At 69.5% G+C, this 14,426-nt stretch carries 15 protein-coding genes, 1 other RNA gene and 1 pseudogene; 11 read left to right on the top strand and 6 right to left on the bottom strand.

Annotated features, from left to right (window positions below):
* Positions 1 to 204 precede the first annotated feature (204 nt).
* Entirely contained in the window at positions 205 to 1,986 is a 1,782-nt protein-coding gene (locus ACWGI8_RS25280) for a glycoside hydrolase family 15 protein (protein WP_453664193.1), read from the top strand.
* 1,000 nt (positions 1,987 to 2,986) lie between these two features.
* On the top strand, positions 2,987 to 3,874 hold the full coding sequence (locus ACWGI8_RS25275; protein WP_453664189.1) for a ketopantoate reductase family protein: 888 nt from the start codon (positions 2,987 to 2,989) through the stop codon (positions 3,872 to 3,874).
* A gap of 259 nt (positions 3,875 to 4,133) precedes the next feature.
* On the opposite strand, the gene ACWGI8_RS25270 is transcribed toward ACWGI8_RS25275, so the two are convergent.
* The 3 genes and pseudogenes from ACWGI8_RS25270 to ACWGI8_RS25260 form a co-directional block, all read right to left on the bottom strand.
* Positions 4,134 to 4,487, bottom strand: coding sequence for a hypothetical protein (locus ACWGI8_RS25270; protein WP_453664188.1), 354 nt, complete (start codon positions 4,485 to 4,487; stop codon positions 4,134 to 4,136).
* Between the two features lie 16 nt (positions 4,488 to 4,503).
* Entirely contained in the window at positions 4,504 to 5,487 is a 984-nt protein-coding gene (locus tag ACWGI8_RS25265) for a transcriptional regulator (protein WP_453664191.1), read from the bottom strand.
* 141 nt (positions 5,488 to 5,628) lie between these two features.
* Positions 5,629 to 5,757, bottom strand: a pseudogene (locus tag ACWGI8_RS25260) (helix-turn-helix domain-containing protein); the annotation flags it as partial.
* 232 nt (positions 5,758 to 5,989) lie between these two features.
* Between ACWGI8_RS25260 and ACWGI8_RS25255 the strand changes: the two are divergent.
* From ACWGI8_RS25255 to ACWGI8_RS25225, 7 genes are all read left to right on the top strand, one after another.
* Positions 5,990 to 6,157 carry a hypothetical protein gene (locus tag ACWGI8_RS25255; RefSeq protein WP_453664186.1) on the top strand — a complete coding sequence of 56 codons (168 nt, stop codon included), beginning with the start codon at positions 5,990 to 5,992 and terminating at the stop codon, positions 6,155 to 6,157.
* Positions 6,154 to 6,360: a hypothetical protein gene (locus tag ACWGI8_RS25250; RefSeq protein ID WP_453664185.1), complete on the top strand. Its 207-nt coding sequence runs from the start codon at positions 6,154 to 6,156 to the stop codon at positions 6,358 to 6,360. Before ACWGI8_RS25255 ends, ACWGI8_RS25250 begins: the two co-directional genes overlap by 4 nt.
* A gap of 73 nt (positions 6,361 to 6,433) precedes the next feature.
* Positions 6,434 to 6,694: a putative ATP-grasp-modified RiPP gene (gene tgmA, locus ACWGI8_RS25245; RefSeq protein ID WP_453664183.1), complete on the top strand. Its 261-nt coding sequence runs from the start codon at positions 6,434 to 6,436 to the stop codon at positions 6,692 to 6,694.
* Complete coding sequence (gene tgmB, locus ACWGI8_RS25240; protein WP_453664182.1) at positions 6,694 to 7,659, top strand: ATP-grasp ribosomal peptide maturase; 966 nt, start codon at positions 6,694 to 6,696, stop codon at positions 7,657 to 7,659. Before tgmA ends, tgmB begins: the two co-directional genes overlap by 1 nt.
* Positions 7,656 to 8,819 carry an ATP-grasp peptide maturase system methyltransferase gene (gene tgmC, locus ACWGI8_RS25235; RefSeq protein WP_453664180.1) on the top strand — a complete coding sequence of 388 codons (1,164 nt, stop codon included), beginning with the start codon at positions 7,656 to 7,658 and terminating at the stop codon, positions 8,817 to 8,819. The genes tgmB and tgmC overlap by 4 nt, the downstream gene beginning before the upstream one ends.
* Positions 8,820 to 8,868: 49 nt before the next feature.
* Positions 8,869 to 9,165, top strand: coding sequence for a DUF6087 family protein (locus ACWGI8_RS25230; RefSeq protein WP_453664179.1), 297 nt, complete (start codon positions 8,869 to 8,871; stop codon positions 9,163 to 9,165).
* A 156-nt stretch (positions 9,166 to 9,321) separates the two neighbouring features.
* Complete coding sequence (locus tag ACWGI8_RS25225) at positions 9,322 to 10,053, top strand: hypothetical protein (RefSeq protein ID WP_453664178.1); 732 nt, start codon at positions 9,322 to 9,324, stop codon at positions 10,051 to 10,053.
* Between the two features lie 241 nt (positions 10,054 to 10,294).
* Here the strand turns inward: ACWGI8_RS25225 and rnpB are convergent.
* Positions 10,295 to 10,707: RNase P RNA component class A (gene rnpB / locus ACWGI8_RS25220), an RNA gene on the bottom strand.
* A gap of 50 nt (positions 10,708 to 10,757) precedes the next feature.
* Positions 10,758 to 11,336 carry a Uma2 family endonuclease gene (locus tag ACWGI8_RS25215; protein ID WP_453664176.1) on the bottom strand — a complete coding sequence of 193 codons (579 nt, stop codon included), beginning with the start codon at positions 11,334 to 11,336 and terminating at the stop codon, positions 10,758 to 10,760.
* 174 nt (positions 11,337 to 11,510) lie between these two features.
* On the opposite strand from ACWGI8_RS25215, the gene ACWGI8_RS25210 reads away from it, so the two are divergent.
* Together ACWGI8_RS25210 and ACWGI8_RS25205 are read left to right on the top strand one after the other, a co-directional pair.
* Complete coding sequence (locus ACWGI8_RS25210; protein ID WP_453664175.1) at positions 11,511 to 12,305, top strand: MerR family transcriptional regulator; 795 nt, start codon at positions 11,511 to 11,513, stop codon at positions 12,303 to 12,305.
* On the top strand, positions 12,302 to 13,126 hold the full coding sequence (locus ACWGI8_RS25205; RefSeq protein WP_453664174.1) for a hypothetical protein: 825 nt from the start codon (positions 12,302 to 12,304) through the stop codon (positions 13,124 to 13,126). Before ACWGI8_RS25210 ends, ACWGI8_RS25205 begins: the two co-directional genes overlap by 4 nt.
* Here the strand turns inward: ACWGI8_RS25205 and ACWGI8_RS25200 are convergent.
* On the bottom strand, positions 13,077 to 14,426 hold a 1,350-nt coding region (locus ACWGI8_RS25200; RefSeq protein ID WP_453664173.1), incomplete at its 5' end, for an RNB domain-containing ribonuclease. The two genes, ACWGI8_RS25205 and ACWGI8_RS25200, sit on opposite strands and share 50 nt — an antisense overlap.

Below are 14,426 nucleotides of genomic sequence, written 5' to 3'. Positions count from 1 at the left end.
CACCATTCGTGCACAGAAGGTGACGCCACTCTGCCCGGCGGGCAAACCCGGCGAGCGACCTAGACTGAATTGCGGGGGTACAGGCGTATATGCCACAGGCAGAGGGAGGACCGACCCGTGACTGCTGAGGCTGTGACCCAAGAGGCCACCCAAGGGGCCCCGAGTGCCACCCGCGGCCCCGGGAGCTCGAGCTCTCCCCGGTATCTGCCCGTCTCCGAGCACGGGCTGATCGGCGACCTGCGCAGCGCCGCGCTGGTGGGGACGAACGGCACGATCGACTGGTACTGCTGCGGCCGCTTCGACGCGCCCAGTGTCTTCGCCTCGATCCTCGACGCCGAGCGGGGAGGCTTCTTCGAGCTCGCCCCGGACGTGCCGACGCGGACGAAGCAGTTCTACTTCCCCGACACCAACGTGCTCATCACCCGCTTCTTCGCGGAGGACGGGGTCGGCGAGGTCCAGGACTTCATGCCCATCGTCGACGACTCGCGCGAGACCGACCGGCACCGGCTGATCCGCCGGGTGATCTGCGTCCGCGGATCGCTGCCGTTCCGCGCCGTCGTGGCACCCCGCTTCGACTACGGGGCCCAGCCGCACACCGTCCGCACCGAGCACGGCTACCCCGTCTTCGAGTCGCCCGGCCTCACCCTCGCGCTGACGTCCAGCGTCCCGGTCGAGAGCGACGGCCGGGACGTGTGGTCGCTGTTCAAGCTGCACGAGGGAGAGACCGCCGTCTTCGCGCTCGACCGGGTCGGCGGCGAGGTGCGGCCGCGGGCCTGCCCCGTCGCCGAGGCGGAGGACCTGTTCGAGGCCACCGTCCGCTACTGGCGGCGGTGGCTGTCCAAGTCGCGCTACCGCGGACGCTGGCGGGAGATGGTGCACCGCTCCGCGCTGACGCTCAAGCTGCTCACCTACGCGCCGACCGGCGCCATCGTGGCCGCGCCGACGACGAGCCTGCCCGAGCAGATCGGCGGCGAGCGGAACTGGGACTACCGGTACGTCTGGATCCGCGACGCGGCCTTCTGCGTCTACGCGATGCTCCGGCTGGGCTTCACCGACGAGGCCAAGGCCTTCATGCAGTTCCTGACCGAGCACGTCTGCATCTCCTGCGGCGGCTCGCCGCTGCAGATCATGTACGGCATCGACGGCCGCCGGAAGCTGCCCGAGCGCGAGCTGTCCCACCTCGAGGGCCATCTGTGCTCCGCCCCCGTACGCGTCGGCAACAGCGCCGTCGACCAACTGCAGCTGGACATCTACGGCGCGCTCATCGACTCGATCTACCTCTACGACAAGTGGGGGGAGCCCATCTCCAGCGCGCACTGGGACACGGTCTGCGAGCTGGTCGAGTGGGTGTGCGCGAACTGGGACCAGCCCGACGAGGGCGTCTGGGAGACCCGCGGAGGACGCAAGAACTTCCTCTACTCCCGCCTGATGTGCTGGGTGGCGATCGAACGGGCCATACGGATCGCCCAGCACCGGGGGCTGCCCGCCGACGTGGTGCGCTGGGCCCGGCAACGCGACACGATCTACCGGCAGATCATGCGGCGCGGCTGGTCGGCCGACCGGAAGGCATTCGTCCAGTACGAGGGCGGCACCGTCCTCGACGCCTCCGTGCTGATGATGCCGCTGGCCAAGTTCATCTCCCCGACCGACCCGAAATGGCTGTCCACCCTGGACGCGCTCGGCGAGGAACTGGTCTCCGACTCCCTGGTCTACCGCTACGACCCACAAGCCAGCCCGGACGGCCTGCGGGGCGAGGAGGGCACGTTCTCGATCTGCTCCTTCTGGTACGTCGAGGCGCTCACCCGCGCCGGGCGCGCGGACGAGGCGCGGCTGGCCTTCGAGAAGATGCTCACGTACGGCAACCACCTCGGCCTGTACGCGGAGGAGATCGGCCGCACGGGCGAGCAGATAGGCAACTTCCCGCAGGCGTTCACCCACCTGGCGCTGATCAGCGCGGCGTTCAACCTGGACAAGGCGCTGGGGTGACGGCGGCGTACGAACACGTCCTCGCCGCGGCACGTCGTGCCCGTCCTGGCCGGCGGTAGCGGTCAGCCCGCGCCGTGGGTGGTATCCGGCTTCCTGGGACCGAAGCGGTTCGGGATTGCTGCCGAAGCATCATGATCAATCGGAAGCATTTCGGTTTCCACACCGATCCCTGCTCTGCTGAAGTTGAGGCGACGCGGCTTCACAGGCCCGCATGACCTCAACAAACGGGGCATCACCATGAGTTCTGACCCATCTAGACGGCGCCCCTCGCAGCACAGTGGGGGCTGCGGGGGGCGCGTTGCGGCATTCTGAAGGATTCTCAGTTCGAACCGCCTCATGTCGCAGCCGTGCGTGCGCTGGGGGATTTCGCCTCAGCATGGGAGAAGTACGCCGTCCCGCGGGCCCTGGCCGACGGTCGGACGCCGATGCCGCGGGTCGTCGCCAGGTAGGCGTCGGCCGCTGTACACGTCCGAGAGCTGCGGAGCGAAGTCGAACTCAACCGAGTTGAGGGACGGACGCGCGTGCCGGCAGAGGTACAGCGCATCATCGTGGTCTTGGCTTCTTGCCGAATTGATGATCTGGCCCCAGAGCCTGTCACAGGCGACAGCCTGCTGAGCAGTCGCGATGCACGACGACAGCGGCGCAGGCAGGTGCTGACCCTGTTCCTGTTCACTCTTGGCATCACAGGAGTGGTGTTCGCTTTCGCCTCATCGGGCATTGCCGTCGCCGTCGCGACCGTCGCTGCGACAGTGCTCCTCGGCTCTTGGACGAAAGCCTTCCGACTTCCGACCAGCCAGCCAGCCGGCCGGAGACCACACCCCCAGCGTCATCGGACAGCATCGACGCGACTGGTACTCCGGGGCCTGATCAGCCGGCCATGAGCAGCAGGGTCGCGAGGCAGGTCCATCGGCGAGAACCACGGCCCATTCGCCGATAGAGGTTTCCAGCCTCAGTGCAACGAGACCTGCCCAGGCGAGTCTCCGGAGAACAGGAGCGGTACATGACCACGACCACCATGACGGTGGCCATCCTCGGGCCGGGCGGCGTCGGCGGCCTGATCGGCGCGTTGCTCGCCCGCGACGGGCATCGCGTCATCTGCCTCGCCGGTGAGGAGACCACCGGCGTGCTGCGCCGCGAGGGTCTGCGCGTCGCGAGCGCCCAGCACGGCGACTTCGCCGCCGCGGTCGATGCCGACACCGAGCTGCGCGAGCCGGTCGACGTCGCCTTCGTGACCGTCAAACAGACCGCTCTGCCCGTCGCCCTCGACCGGATTCCGCCGCAGGTCCTCGGAGACGGGATCGTGGTACCGCTGCTCAACGGAATCGACCACCTTGCTGCGCTGCGCCGGCGCTACCCGGCCGACCAGGTCGTGGCCGGAACCATCAGGGTCGAGGCCACCTGCACCGCGCCCGGACGCATCGTGCACACCAGCCCCTTCGCCGCCGTCGAACTGGCCGCCCCGCTCGACGGCCTCGCATCCTGCCTTCGGCACGCCGGACTCGACGTGGCCCTGCGCACCGACGAGACCGCGATGCTCTGGGACAAGCTCTCCTTCCTCGCCCCTTTCGCCCTGCTGACCACTCGTTACCAGGCCACCGCCGGCACCATCCGCGACGAGCGGCGGCCCGAACTTCTCGCCGTACTGAACGAAATCACCGCCGTGGCCAGTGCCGCAGGGACGCCGGTGTCCGCCGGGCCCGTCCTCTCGTTCCTCGACCGCGCCCCGGAGAGCATGAAGTCCTCGATGCAGCGTGACGCGGAGGCAGGCCACCCGATCGAACTCGACGCCATCGGCGGTGCAGTCCTACGGGCCGCGGCCACCCACCGGATCGAGACCCCGACCACCGCACGCCTGGTCGCAGAGCTGGCTGCCGTAGCAGATCGGTAGCCGTACGGCGACGGAGCACCGACGACGCCGGTGCTCCGTCGCACCGGGGAGCCGCCGCGTCCTTCCCCAGGAAACATGCCCCGGGCCGCGGAAATGCGGGGCGGCAGACGAGTCGGGCTGTACGCCGGGGAGAGTCGCTACACCGCTATGACCTGCGCAAACGTAGATGGAGGGCGCTTGCGTGGCTACCTTGATGGCTACGTAGGCCGACGCCCCCGCCCGGGAGCGGTCCGGACGGGGGCTTCATCGTCCTCGGAGTTCAGACGGTCTGCTCGATGTGCTCGAAGATGTCCGAGTCCGTCTCCTGCTGCCAGGCCGGAAGGTCGGCCCACTCGGCGACGTATCCGGGCTTCGGGTCCTCGAAGTGCTTGAACATCTGGGCGGTCCAGCAGATCGCCACGAAGTGGCCCTTCTGCTCGCGGGTGAGCCGGGCGGCGTGCCCTTCGCTGACCTTGATGAAGTCGCGCACCTGTCCGTACACGGCCGCGGCAGCCTCGCGCTCCCACTCGGGCGTCTCGCCCCACGGCGTGACGTAGCCCGCCTTCGGTTCACCGGGGTAGTGCTTGGTCACACCGGCGATCCACGCCTCGCGGAAGATCCGACCGTCACTCATGCACGTGTCCCTCTCGTCATGCGGTACGCGAAAGCGCCGCGATTCGGTGATCAAGATTCGAGACTCGGCCATCGGACATGAGCGGGGCAAGACGTCCTCGGAGTCCGTCCAGCTTCTTCCCGATGAATCCCGAGTTCGACTGGCCGGCCAGGCCGATCGCAGCCTCTGCGTAGTGCACGACTTGGCCGATGTCGCGCCGGTGGACTCCGAGGACGGCAAGGTCGCTCAGTACGGCGGCGCGGCGGCGCAGCGACAGAGGTTGGGCGAGGGCTGCGGTGAGGGCGTCTTCCGCAAGGTCGGGGCGGCCGAGCTGGAGGTAGCAGGCTCCTCGTTCCTCGGCGAGGCGGGAGCCGTCGAAACGGAGCCAACCACCGTTATGGGAGTGGTCGCCGAGAGAGTGCACCTTCTCAGCTTCGTCGAGGGCCCGAGTGCAGGCGTCGATGTCACCCATAGCCGCGTACGCCTCAGCCTCTACGGCGGCGACCCAGTGGCGGGTGGACAAGGCGCTGTCGCCCCGTCGGGCGATCCGGGAGGCGACCGCCAACAGGGGTTGGGCTGCGGGCGCACGGCGGGCGTACAGCTCGACGTAGGCGTGCCGGGTCATGGCGCATGCCCAGAGGTCGTGGTCACCACCGGCATGGGCCGCTTGGGCGGCCAACGTGTAGCACTGGGCGGCGTCGGTGTACCGGTTGGCGTCGAAGAAGAGTTCGCCAGCGAGCTGATAGACGTCAGCCGTCATCGTGCACAGCCGGGCCCGATCCGCCGAGGTGCGCGCCTCGGCCAATCCCTTCGTCATGACGTCGAGCTGCCTGCGGACTGCTGGGAAGACGGCCTGCTTGGAGTTCGAGAGGGTGTAGACCTGCCACAGGCTTCGGTGAAGGTCGTCACCCGTCTCCAGAAGCGCCGCCGCCGTGCGCCCTCGAGGGGCCTCGTCCGAACCGGGCAGGGTGACCAGCGCGCCTGTGACGGCGAGCAGGCCCAGGACATCGCGGCGCTTCATATCGTCATCATCACCGTGGAGGAGGGGCAGGGTGTCAGGAAGCACGGCGGTTTCGGCCGGCTGTTCTTCGAAGAGAAGCCCTTCCAGCTCGGAGAGGGTGACTCCCAACAGGCTGGCGATCTTTGGCCGTTGGTGCGGCTGTGGAGTGGCACGGCCACCTTCCCAACGGATCACGGTGGATGCGGCCACCCTGAGCGCTTCTGCGAATTCCTCCTGAGAGTAACCCTGTGCCACCCGCCGCTCAGCAAAGCGCCTACGCCTTAATGCCATTGGTCTCCCCTCACGAAGAGCACCGTTCCCCACTCGCGCCACCCGACGCCTGGAAAACGCCTGGGCACTGCGCGGGGTCCGCTCTGGGAGACAGTAACGGATCGTCGTTCACTGGTCACACGCCGCTCAGAGGGTGAAGGACCCTCTGGGCGGATCCCCCAAGGCAGCGGACCGCGCCGTGTCCCGTCCGAGCCGCGGCGAGCTGCTGCCCCCGTCCGAGAGGAGCGCCCGCGTGAACACCTCCGAACTGCCCCGCAGGATCCCTGGTGCCAGCGGCCGTACGTACACGCCGCCGGAGCCCCGACCGGGTGCGCCGAGCCGGGCTCTGCGGGTACGGGCGGCCGGCGGCTGGGAGAAGTTCATGCGCCGCGTCGAGGCTCGGCAGGGGACGAAGACGTGACCCCGGTCGGCCCCGACGGCTACGAGCAGCACCCGCTCCTGAACACCAACGTCCGCGACGTCGCCTCTCGCGGGGAGGGCGTTCTCGTCGCCGTCACGCACGAGCTCCACAGCCACGGCACGGTCCGGGTCGCGCACATCCGGCCCGCGTCCGGGGTCGAGTGGACGACCGCGGCCGACAACATTCAGGCCGCCCGCCTCTGAGTCGCTGCCCGCAGTTCGCCGTCCGCCCCGTCGGCGCGGGCGGTTTCGCCACCCCTGCAACCGAAGGAGTCCCATGACCACCTCCGTCGCACTTCCCACCCCCGCGCGGCCGTGGGGCGCGGGCCGACTCACGCCCTACCCGACCACCATCCGCCGACCCCACGCCACGGTCGCCGTCGATCCCACCACGCAGCTCGGGGTGTTCCGTGACCACGACGGGCAGGTGGTCGAGATGGGCAAACACGGCACCAGCTCCGGTACCGAGACGTCCACGACGACGAACTCGGACTCCCGGAACGACCAGGGTCACGACCAGGACAGCAGCCAGGACTGATGGCCACGACCGAGGAGAGGCCGGTGCTGGTGGCCACCGAGGCGGACGACATCACCGCCGACATGGTGATCACCGAACTCAACCGGCGCGATGTGCCGGTGGTCCGGTTCAACCCCGCCGACATCGGCGCGAACCTCACGGTCTCGGCTCGGTTCGGCACCTGCCCGGCCCCTGTGGTCGGGCAGGTGCGCACCCCGTCGAGAACCGCAGACCTGACCCGCGTCCGATCGGTGTACTGGCGCCGCCCAGAGTGGCCGTCGTTTCCCCACCTGCCTCCGGACGACTCTCGGTTCGCGGCGGCGCAGGTCCGCTACGGACTCGCAGGCACCCTCTACGCCCTGGACAGCCCTCTCTGGGTCAACCACCCGTTGCACATTGCGGCGGCCGACTACAAGCCCGCTCAGCTCGCCCTCGCCCAGCAGCTCGGCTTCACCATCCCGCCCACCCTCGTCACCAACGTCCCAGCCGAGGCACGCGAGTTCATCCGCACCCAGGGGGACTCAATCTTCAAGACGCTGCGGTGGACCCCGTACACGCGCGAGGGCGTGCCGGTGACCGGATGGGCTGATCCCGTCACCGCCGACGAGATCGACGACAGTGTTCGTGTCACCCCGCACCTGTTCCAGGTACGGGTGGACAAGGTCGCAGACCTCCGTGTTCTGATCGTGGGCCGGCACACGTTCGCTGTACGCATCGACTCCGAACTGCTCGACTGGCGCAAGGACTACAGCGCCCTGACCTACACCGTCGAGCACCTCCCCAATCGCGTGGACAAGGCACTACACGCCTACCTGGACCGTATGGAGCTGGTATCAGGGAGCTTCGATCTCGCGGTGGACCGGGCGGGGAACTACTGGTGGCTGGAGCTGAACCCCAACGGGCAATGGGGATGGCTGGAGACGGAGACCGGCCTCCCGATGTCCGCCGCCTTCGCCGACCTACTCATGGAAGGAGACCGCCGATGACCAACGCGGCATCCGAGCGGCGTCGCATGGCCGCGCTGCTCACGAGCAACGGCGTCCTGAAGTCGCCCTGGCTGCGCGGAGCCGTGGAGACCGTCCCCCGCGAGCAGTTCCTCCACCCCGGCGTCTTCCTCAACGAGGGGCGGACCTGGCGGCCCGTCACCGCGCTCGGCACCGATCCGGAGGAGTGGCTGAGGATCGTGTATAGCCTCGACACCCTCACCACCCAGCTCGACGGCCACCTCACCGCCGACCAGACCGGCGAACCCGTCACGGGCGTGCCCACGTCGTCCTCCACCGACCCGACCACCGTCGTCGGCATGATCGAGGCCCTGGACCTCACGGCGGAACACCGCGTCCTGGAGATCGGCACGGGCACCGGCTACTCCACGGCCCTGATGTGCCACTACCTCGGCGAGGACAACGTCACCACCATCGAGGTCGACCCTCAGGTGGCGGCACGCGCCGATGCCGCCCTGGAATCCGTCGGCTACTCGACGTGGACGGTGACGGGCGACGGGCTTCTCGGCCATCCGCACCGGGCGCCGTACGACCGGGTCATCGCAACCTGCGCGGTCCGTCGCATCCCGTACGCGTGGGTCCGGCAGACGAAGCCCGGTGGCACCGTCCTCAGCACGGTCGGCTCCTGGCCCTGGGGTACTGGTCTCGCGAAGGTCACCGTCGGCGATGACGGTACCGCCGAGGGTGCGATTGTCAGACGCTCCTCCTTCATGCAGGCGCGCGCCCAGGCAATGACGCCCGTGGCGGGCGACCTCTCCGCCCGGGCCGCCTACGCGGACAGCGAGCGGACCGCACTGGTGTCCCCTCTCGCTCTGGAAGAGTGGATGCCCGCATTCCTCGCACAACTCGCCGCGCCGGGTGCGCAGTTCGTCCGCGCCGCCCGAAGCGACGGCTCATCCTTGCGGTACCTGTTCGATCCGGAACGGGAGTCGTTCGCCGAGTTCATCGCCGACGGCGAGAGCTGGACCGTCCGCCAGGGTGGCCCCGTGGCACTCTGGGACGATGTCGAGCGCGCCCTCGCCGCCTGGCAGGACGCCGGCTCCCCGGATATCGGCACTGTTCGACTCCGCGTGACGACCGCGTCACACCTGTACTGGATTGACCCGAGCCCATCGCTGCGCTGGGAACACCAGCTCGCCTGAACCACTACCCTCCGAGGCATCCGCTCCCGGGCCGCAGGAAGCGAGCACGATGGACGACGAACCGCTGTCCGATTGGGCCGAGCGCCGTGACGCAAAGATCGGGTGGCTCCGTGCCATCCCGCTCGTCCCCGGCGACGGTCCGCAGGCATCGCATCTGAACCCTGACGCGCCCCGCGCGATCCAGCGGTGGAACGGCCACATCTGGGAGCCCTACGGCTTCGCGGTGAATCTCGCGGACGCGAGACGCATCTTGTTCCCCGACACCGAGGTCACCTCGGCCTCGGGGCCGGCGCCGAAACTCGGCCCTGGGACCGGCAGGCACCGGAAGCCTCAGGCGCCGCGATAGCCCTGGCCGGGGGCTTTACCCCCAACTCAGAGCACTCCTGGCCAGCGCCGACACATGGCCAGGGGGCCCTTCCGCTGTTTAGGGACGGACAACCCGAGCCATGGACGTATGAATCTCGCTCCCGCCTGGTTGCTCACAGGCGCCACAATGACGCCCGTGAGCAACGACATATCCGAAGACCCATGGGCGCAGCGGGTGTACTTGACGTGGCTGGCGCGCGACACCCGATATGCCCTGGCGGCTGTGGCGGCCCTGATGGACTACGCGCGGCAGACTCCGACTCCGCCCGCCGCCTGGGTCTGCTTCGAGGACTTCCTCACCTTTCTGGGGAAGGTCTCCAGGAGTCTCTGGCCTGTTCAGTCGAAGGGCCCCGAAGGGACCGACGAGGGCTTGAAGTGGCGGAAGGAGCGGGGTCCGTTCCTGCGAAAGATCCTTGACGTGGATAACGCGTCTCCCTTGGCGGCTCGCGAGGTTCGGAACGGTAGCGAGCACTTTGATGAGCGCCTCGACGAATGGATCGTCCACCTGCCTCGGCCAACTGTCGAGGAGTGGCAGACGGGCACCAGGCCCGAATTCCAAGCTCCGCCCATGCGCCTCATAGACATGGAGAACGGCGCGATCCATGTAGCGGGTGCACACCTAGATCTCCGGCTTATGGATGGGGAACTGCGACGACTCCTGACTAAAATCGAGGAGCTTGAGCCCTCAGTGGCCGCGCTGCCCCATGAACTGGCGGCCTTCCTTGCCACTTCGCCCCCCGTGCCCATCATTCCCTTCGACGCGCCCGCGCAGAACCCCGGGGGCATCCAAGCCTGGCTTGACGAGCAGAAGCCAACCGATCCACCGCCGCACGATCGCCACACAGAACCCGAAAACACCGAGGAATAACTACAAGGAGTGAGCCCGCTTCGCCACTCACTCCGGCGCCGAAAGGCCCCTGGCCTGGGAGGGCCTCTCCCCGGGCTCCGCACGCCCACCTCCGGCCCGACGAGGCGTGGCTACCTTGGTGGCTACCTTCGTAGCCATGAGGTCCGGTTTGAACCGGGACGGAACGGGGTGAGGCGAGGCCCGCCACTCCACGAAAAAGAGCCTCTGACTTGTGATTTCGCTGGTCAGAAGCTCTGAGGGGCAGACGAGTCGGGCTGTACGCCGGGTTCTGTGCCCCGGGACCTCGCGGTCGTCGGGGCGACGGCCATCCATCTAGGGCCGGTGTTGCCACCGGCCTCGTGCGGTCTACCCGCGGACTCGGGCGGGCAGCCCTCGAACGTCCGCGCAGGGCCACCGTCCCTTTCGGGGGTGGCCCCTCTTGACCTTGCTCCGGGTGGGGTTTACCGAGCCGCCTGAGTCACCTCAGGCGCTGGTGGTCTCTTACACCACCGTTTCACCCTTACCGGGGACCGAGGTCCCCGGCGGTCTGTTTTCTGTGGCACTGTCCCGCGGGTCACCCCGGGTGGGCGTTACCCACCACCCTGCCCTGTGGAGCCCGGACGTTCCTCGGGAGGCGCCCCGAAGGGTTCCTCACGCGGCCGTCCGCCCGGCTCGTCTGCCGTGGTGACCATGCTACCCGGCGGTGCGGACCCCGAGCGCGCGCCTCACACGAAGGCGGCGGTGTCCAGCTCGAAGGCGAACGGCTCGGGCAGGGGCAGGACCTTGCCGAAGTGGATGGCGCGCCGCTGGAGGTAGTCGCCGTCCTCGGGCTCGCTGAAGAGGGTGAGAGCTGACGTACCCCGGTCGATCAGCAGATACAGGGGGATGGCGGCCCGTGCATAGCAGCGACGCTTGGTCTCGCGGTCCTTGTCCGGCCGGGTGGAGGTCACCTCCATCACCATGGCCACGCCGTCAGCGGGCATCCACGAATCGGCGCCACGGAACAGTCTCAGCTCGGTGGGCGCGAACGTGCCGTCGGGGATGACGTGGTCCCTCGAACTGTCGGGCGCGCGCTTCAGCTTGAGGCCCTTGTTCCCGGAGAAATCCATGTCGGTACGTGAACGCCTGATCACTTGCTTCACGATCAGGCTGATGCAGTCCTCGTGGTCCCCGTCCGGCGGCGGTGTCACAACGATCTCCCCCTCGATCAGCTCCGCGCGGAAGCCCTCCGGCGTGTCCAGCGCCAGGAAGCCCTCCAGCAGGACGTCCGCCTGCGTGAGCGGTTCATGCGGCATGGCAGTCATGTCGCGCTCCTTCCTCGGTCGCTCGCCAGACTGGGACATCGCTGCACCCCGCCGTCCGTGAGAGGGGACTGTTTCCCTCGATCGTGGCACACGATCATCGGGCCCGGGGGCGTTCGCCACCGAGTCGGCAGGCTCGCTTGACCTTGCCGCAGCGTCAGGGTTTCTACTGAGGCCATGCGTATCGGAGAGATCGCCGCACTCGTCGGGGTCACCCCGCGGGCCGTGCGGCACTACCACCACCAGGGCCTGCTGCCCGAGCCCACGCGGCTGGCCAACGGCTACCGGGACTACTCGGTGCGGGACGCCGTGCTGCTCGCGCGGATCCGGCGGCTGACCGAACTCGGGCTCGGGCTCGACGAGGTCAGGGACGTGCTCGCCGACGACGCCGGGCGGGAGCTCGTCGAGGTGCTGCAGGAGCTGGAGGAGGACCTGGCCCGGCAGCAGGAGCAGATCGCGGAGCGGCGCCGGCGGCTCGGGGTGCTGCTGGAACAGGCGCGGGAAGGACGGCTGACGGCCGAAGGACCCGTGTCGGCCGAGCTGGCCGCGCTCCTCGCAACGATCGCCGAGGCCGAGGCCGCCGCCGGGGTGACCGCGTCCGGGTCCGCCATGGCCGCGAAGGACCGGGAACTGCTCGCCCTGCTGGACAGCGTCGCGCCCGCGGCCGAGCGTGAGCGGCTGCTCGGCGCCATGCGGCGGATGACCGAGGCGCCGGGCGCGGCGGAACGGGCGTACGAGGTGTACGGGCTGCTCGACGCGCTCGCGGACAAGGAGACCGGGACGGACGACCCGCGGGTCGCGGAGGCGGCGCAGGCGCTGGCCGACTCCATGCCGGACGCCGTCGTGGAGGGGCTCGGTACCGGCACACTGCCCGAAAGCGCCGTCCTGGACGCGTTCTTCGCCGACTTCTCCCCCGCCCAGGCCGCCGCCGTACGCCGCGCGCTGCGCATCGTCGCGGAGCGTGCCCGGTGAAGCGGCTGATCCGAGGGCTCAGAGGCGTCGCCTATGCCGTGATACCCGCCGAAGTGGCGCTCGCGGTCTGTCTGGTGCTGGGTGTACGGCCGCCCACGGCCGCCGTCACCGCCGCCGAGGCGGCCATGCTGCTCCTGCTCCTCGCCGAGGCCGCCGTCTTCCTACGACTGCGCAGGCAGCGCGGCAGCGCCCGCGAAGCCGTCCGTGAGCTGGTGCCCGAGCCGGTGCTCCGGCTCCTGGGGCACGAGCTGCGGCTGATGTGGAGCGTCGTCCTGTGGGCGGCGCGCCGCCGCGACGGCATCGGCCATGGCGACCAGTCCTTCGGGCACGCCCGTGGCCAGGCCGCCATCCTCTTCGGCCTCGGCTTCGTCTGTGTCGTCGAGACCGTCGGGATGTCGTACCTGCTGAGTTCCTGGCCGTTCGTGCACGGGATCGTGCTCTTCCTCGACGTGTACACCGTCTTCTTCGTCATCGGGCTGTACACGGCTTCCGTCACCCGCCCGCACATCCTGTCCGCGGACACCCTGCGGCTGCGCCAGGGCGCCCATGTCGACCTGCGGATCCCGCTCGACCGGATCGCGTCCGTCTCGTACGAACTCCTCTTCACGCACCCCGAGCAGGACGGTGTCCTCGATCTGGACGTCGGCGCGCAGACGTCCCTCACCCTGAAGCTGGCGGAGCCCGTCACGGCCGTGGGGCTGCTCGGGAAGGAGCGTCAGGTGCACACCGTCCGCTGCCACGCCGACGACGCCCGGGCCCTCCTGCGCGCCCTCACGCAGGCGCGAACCGTACTTTCGCCGCCCCCGGGTCAGCCTGCATGAGCCGTACCCGCAGCGCCTCGCCCAGCGGGAGGTCCGCCCCGCCGCCCTCGATCGGGGCGACCACCGCCGGGTCCTGCAACTGGACGATGCCGACGTCCGGTTCGTGGTCCTTCACATCGACCACGAAGGCGTCGAAGAGCTCGCCGATCCGTCCGCTCAGCAGGGCCGCCTCGACGATGTCGACGCACTCGCGCTCGACGGTGTTGGCGCGCCGCGCCCCGTCGGCCATCTCCTTCGGCAGCGCCTCCAGGGCCTCCCGCACCCAGCCGGGCGGCTCATCCCCGGCCACGGCCGCCACGCACAGCTCGCCCGCGTACCGGTCGACGAGCCGGCGCAGCGGGGCGGTGCAGTGCGTGTACGCGTCGGCGACGGCGGCGTGGATCGCGGGGTCGGGAATCCGGCCGCCGCTGAACGCGGTGTAGCCGGCGCCGCGCAGCAGCGTCGTGCACTCCTGCAGGAAGGCGGCGTGGCGGTGGTCCGACGGGTCGAGGGAGCGGACGACCTCCGCGTACGAGACATGGTGCGGCCAGTCGATGTGCAGCGCCTTCGCGGTGCGGCGCAGCCGGGCCACGGCGCCGTCCGGGGCGGTCGGCAGGGTCCGCAGGATGCCGGTGCCGGCCGCGGTCATGAGATCGGCCGCGGCCATGCCCGTGAGAAGGGAGACCTGGGCGTTCCAGGCGTCCGCCGGGAGCGGGGCGCGGAATTCGAGGCTGTACGAGTGGTCGCGCTGGACGATCTCCTGCTCGGGGACGTTGAGGGAGATCCCGCCCCGCTCGACCTCCAGCCTCTCGCGCAACAACCCGATGTCCTTGAGCAGCGCGAGCGGCTCCTCGGCGGTGCCCGCGTCGATCTGCCGCTGCACCCCCGTGTAGTCGAGCTTGGCGCGGCTGCGCACCAGGGCACGGCGGACGTCCGTCGCGACCGCGGCCCCGTCCTCGTCGAGGTCGATCGTCCACAGCAGCGCCGGACGCGTCCGGTCCGGCAGCAGACTCGCCGCGCCCTCGGAGAGCACCACCGGGTGCAGCGGAACCTTCTCGTCCGGGAAGTAGAGCGTCAGCGCCCGCCGGTGCACCTCGGCGTCGAGCGCGCCGCCGGGCGTCACGAACGCCGCGACATCGGCGATCGCGTAGCTGACCCGGAAGCCGCCGCCCCGGCGGCGGCCCAGATGCATCGCCTGGTCCAGGTCGGTGGAGGCCGGCGGGTCGATCGTGAAGAACGGAATGTCCGTCGCATCCCGCTCCGGCAGCCGCGGCTCCCGCGCCGCCCGCTCCGCCTCCGCGAGCACCTCGGCCGGGAAGCC

This window comes from Streptomyces sp. NPDC054841, from assembly GCF_053611045.1.
The sequence above is the reverse complement of the archived record's forward strand: the minus strand, read 5'-3'. Positions and strand labels throughout refer to the sequence as shown.

Coding starts and splice junctions, on each gene's coding strand:
- ACWGI8_RS25275 (WP_453664189.1), top strand. CDS start 2,987: ATGACCACGACCACCATGACGGTGGCCATCCTCGGGCCGGGCGGCGTC.
- ACWGI8_RS25270 (WP_453664188.1), bottom strand. CDS start 4,487: ATGAGTGACGGTCGGATCTTCCGCGAGGCGTGGATCGCCGGTGTGACC.
- ACWGI8_RS25265 (WP_453664191.1), bottom strand. CDS start 5,487: ATGAAGCGCCGCGATGTCCTGGGCCTGCTCGCCGTCACAGGCGCGCTG.
- tgmA (WP_453664183.1), top strand. CDS start 6,434: ATGACCACCTCCGTCGCACTTCCCACCCCCGCGCGGCCGTGGGGCGCG.
- tgmB (WP_453664182.1), top strand. CDS start 6,694: ATGGCCACGACCGAGGAGAGGCCGGTGCTGGTGGCCACCGAGGCGGAC.
- tgmC (WP_453664180.1), top strand. CDS start 7,656: ATGACCAACGCGGCATCCGAGCGGCGTCGCATGGCCGCGCTGCTCACG.
- ACWGI8_RS25230 (WP_453664179.1), top strand. CDS start 8,869: ATGGACGACGAACCGCTGTCCGATTGGGCCGAGCGCCGTGACGCAAAG.
- ACWGI8_RS25215 (WP_453664176.1), bottom strand. CDS start 11,336: ATGACTGCCATGCCGCATGAACCGCTCACGCAGGCGGACGTCCTGCTG.
- ACWGI8_RS25210 (WP_453664175.1), top strand. CDS start 11,511: ATGCGTATCGGAGAGATCGCCGCACTCGTCGGGGTCACCCCGCGGGCC.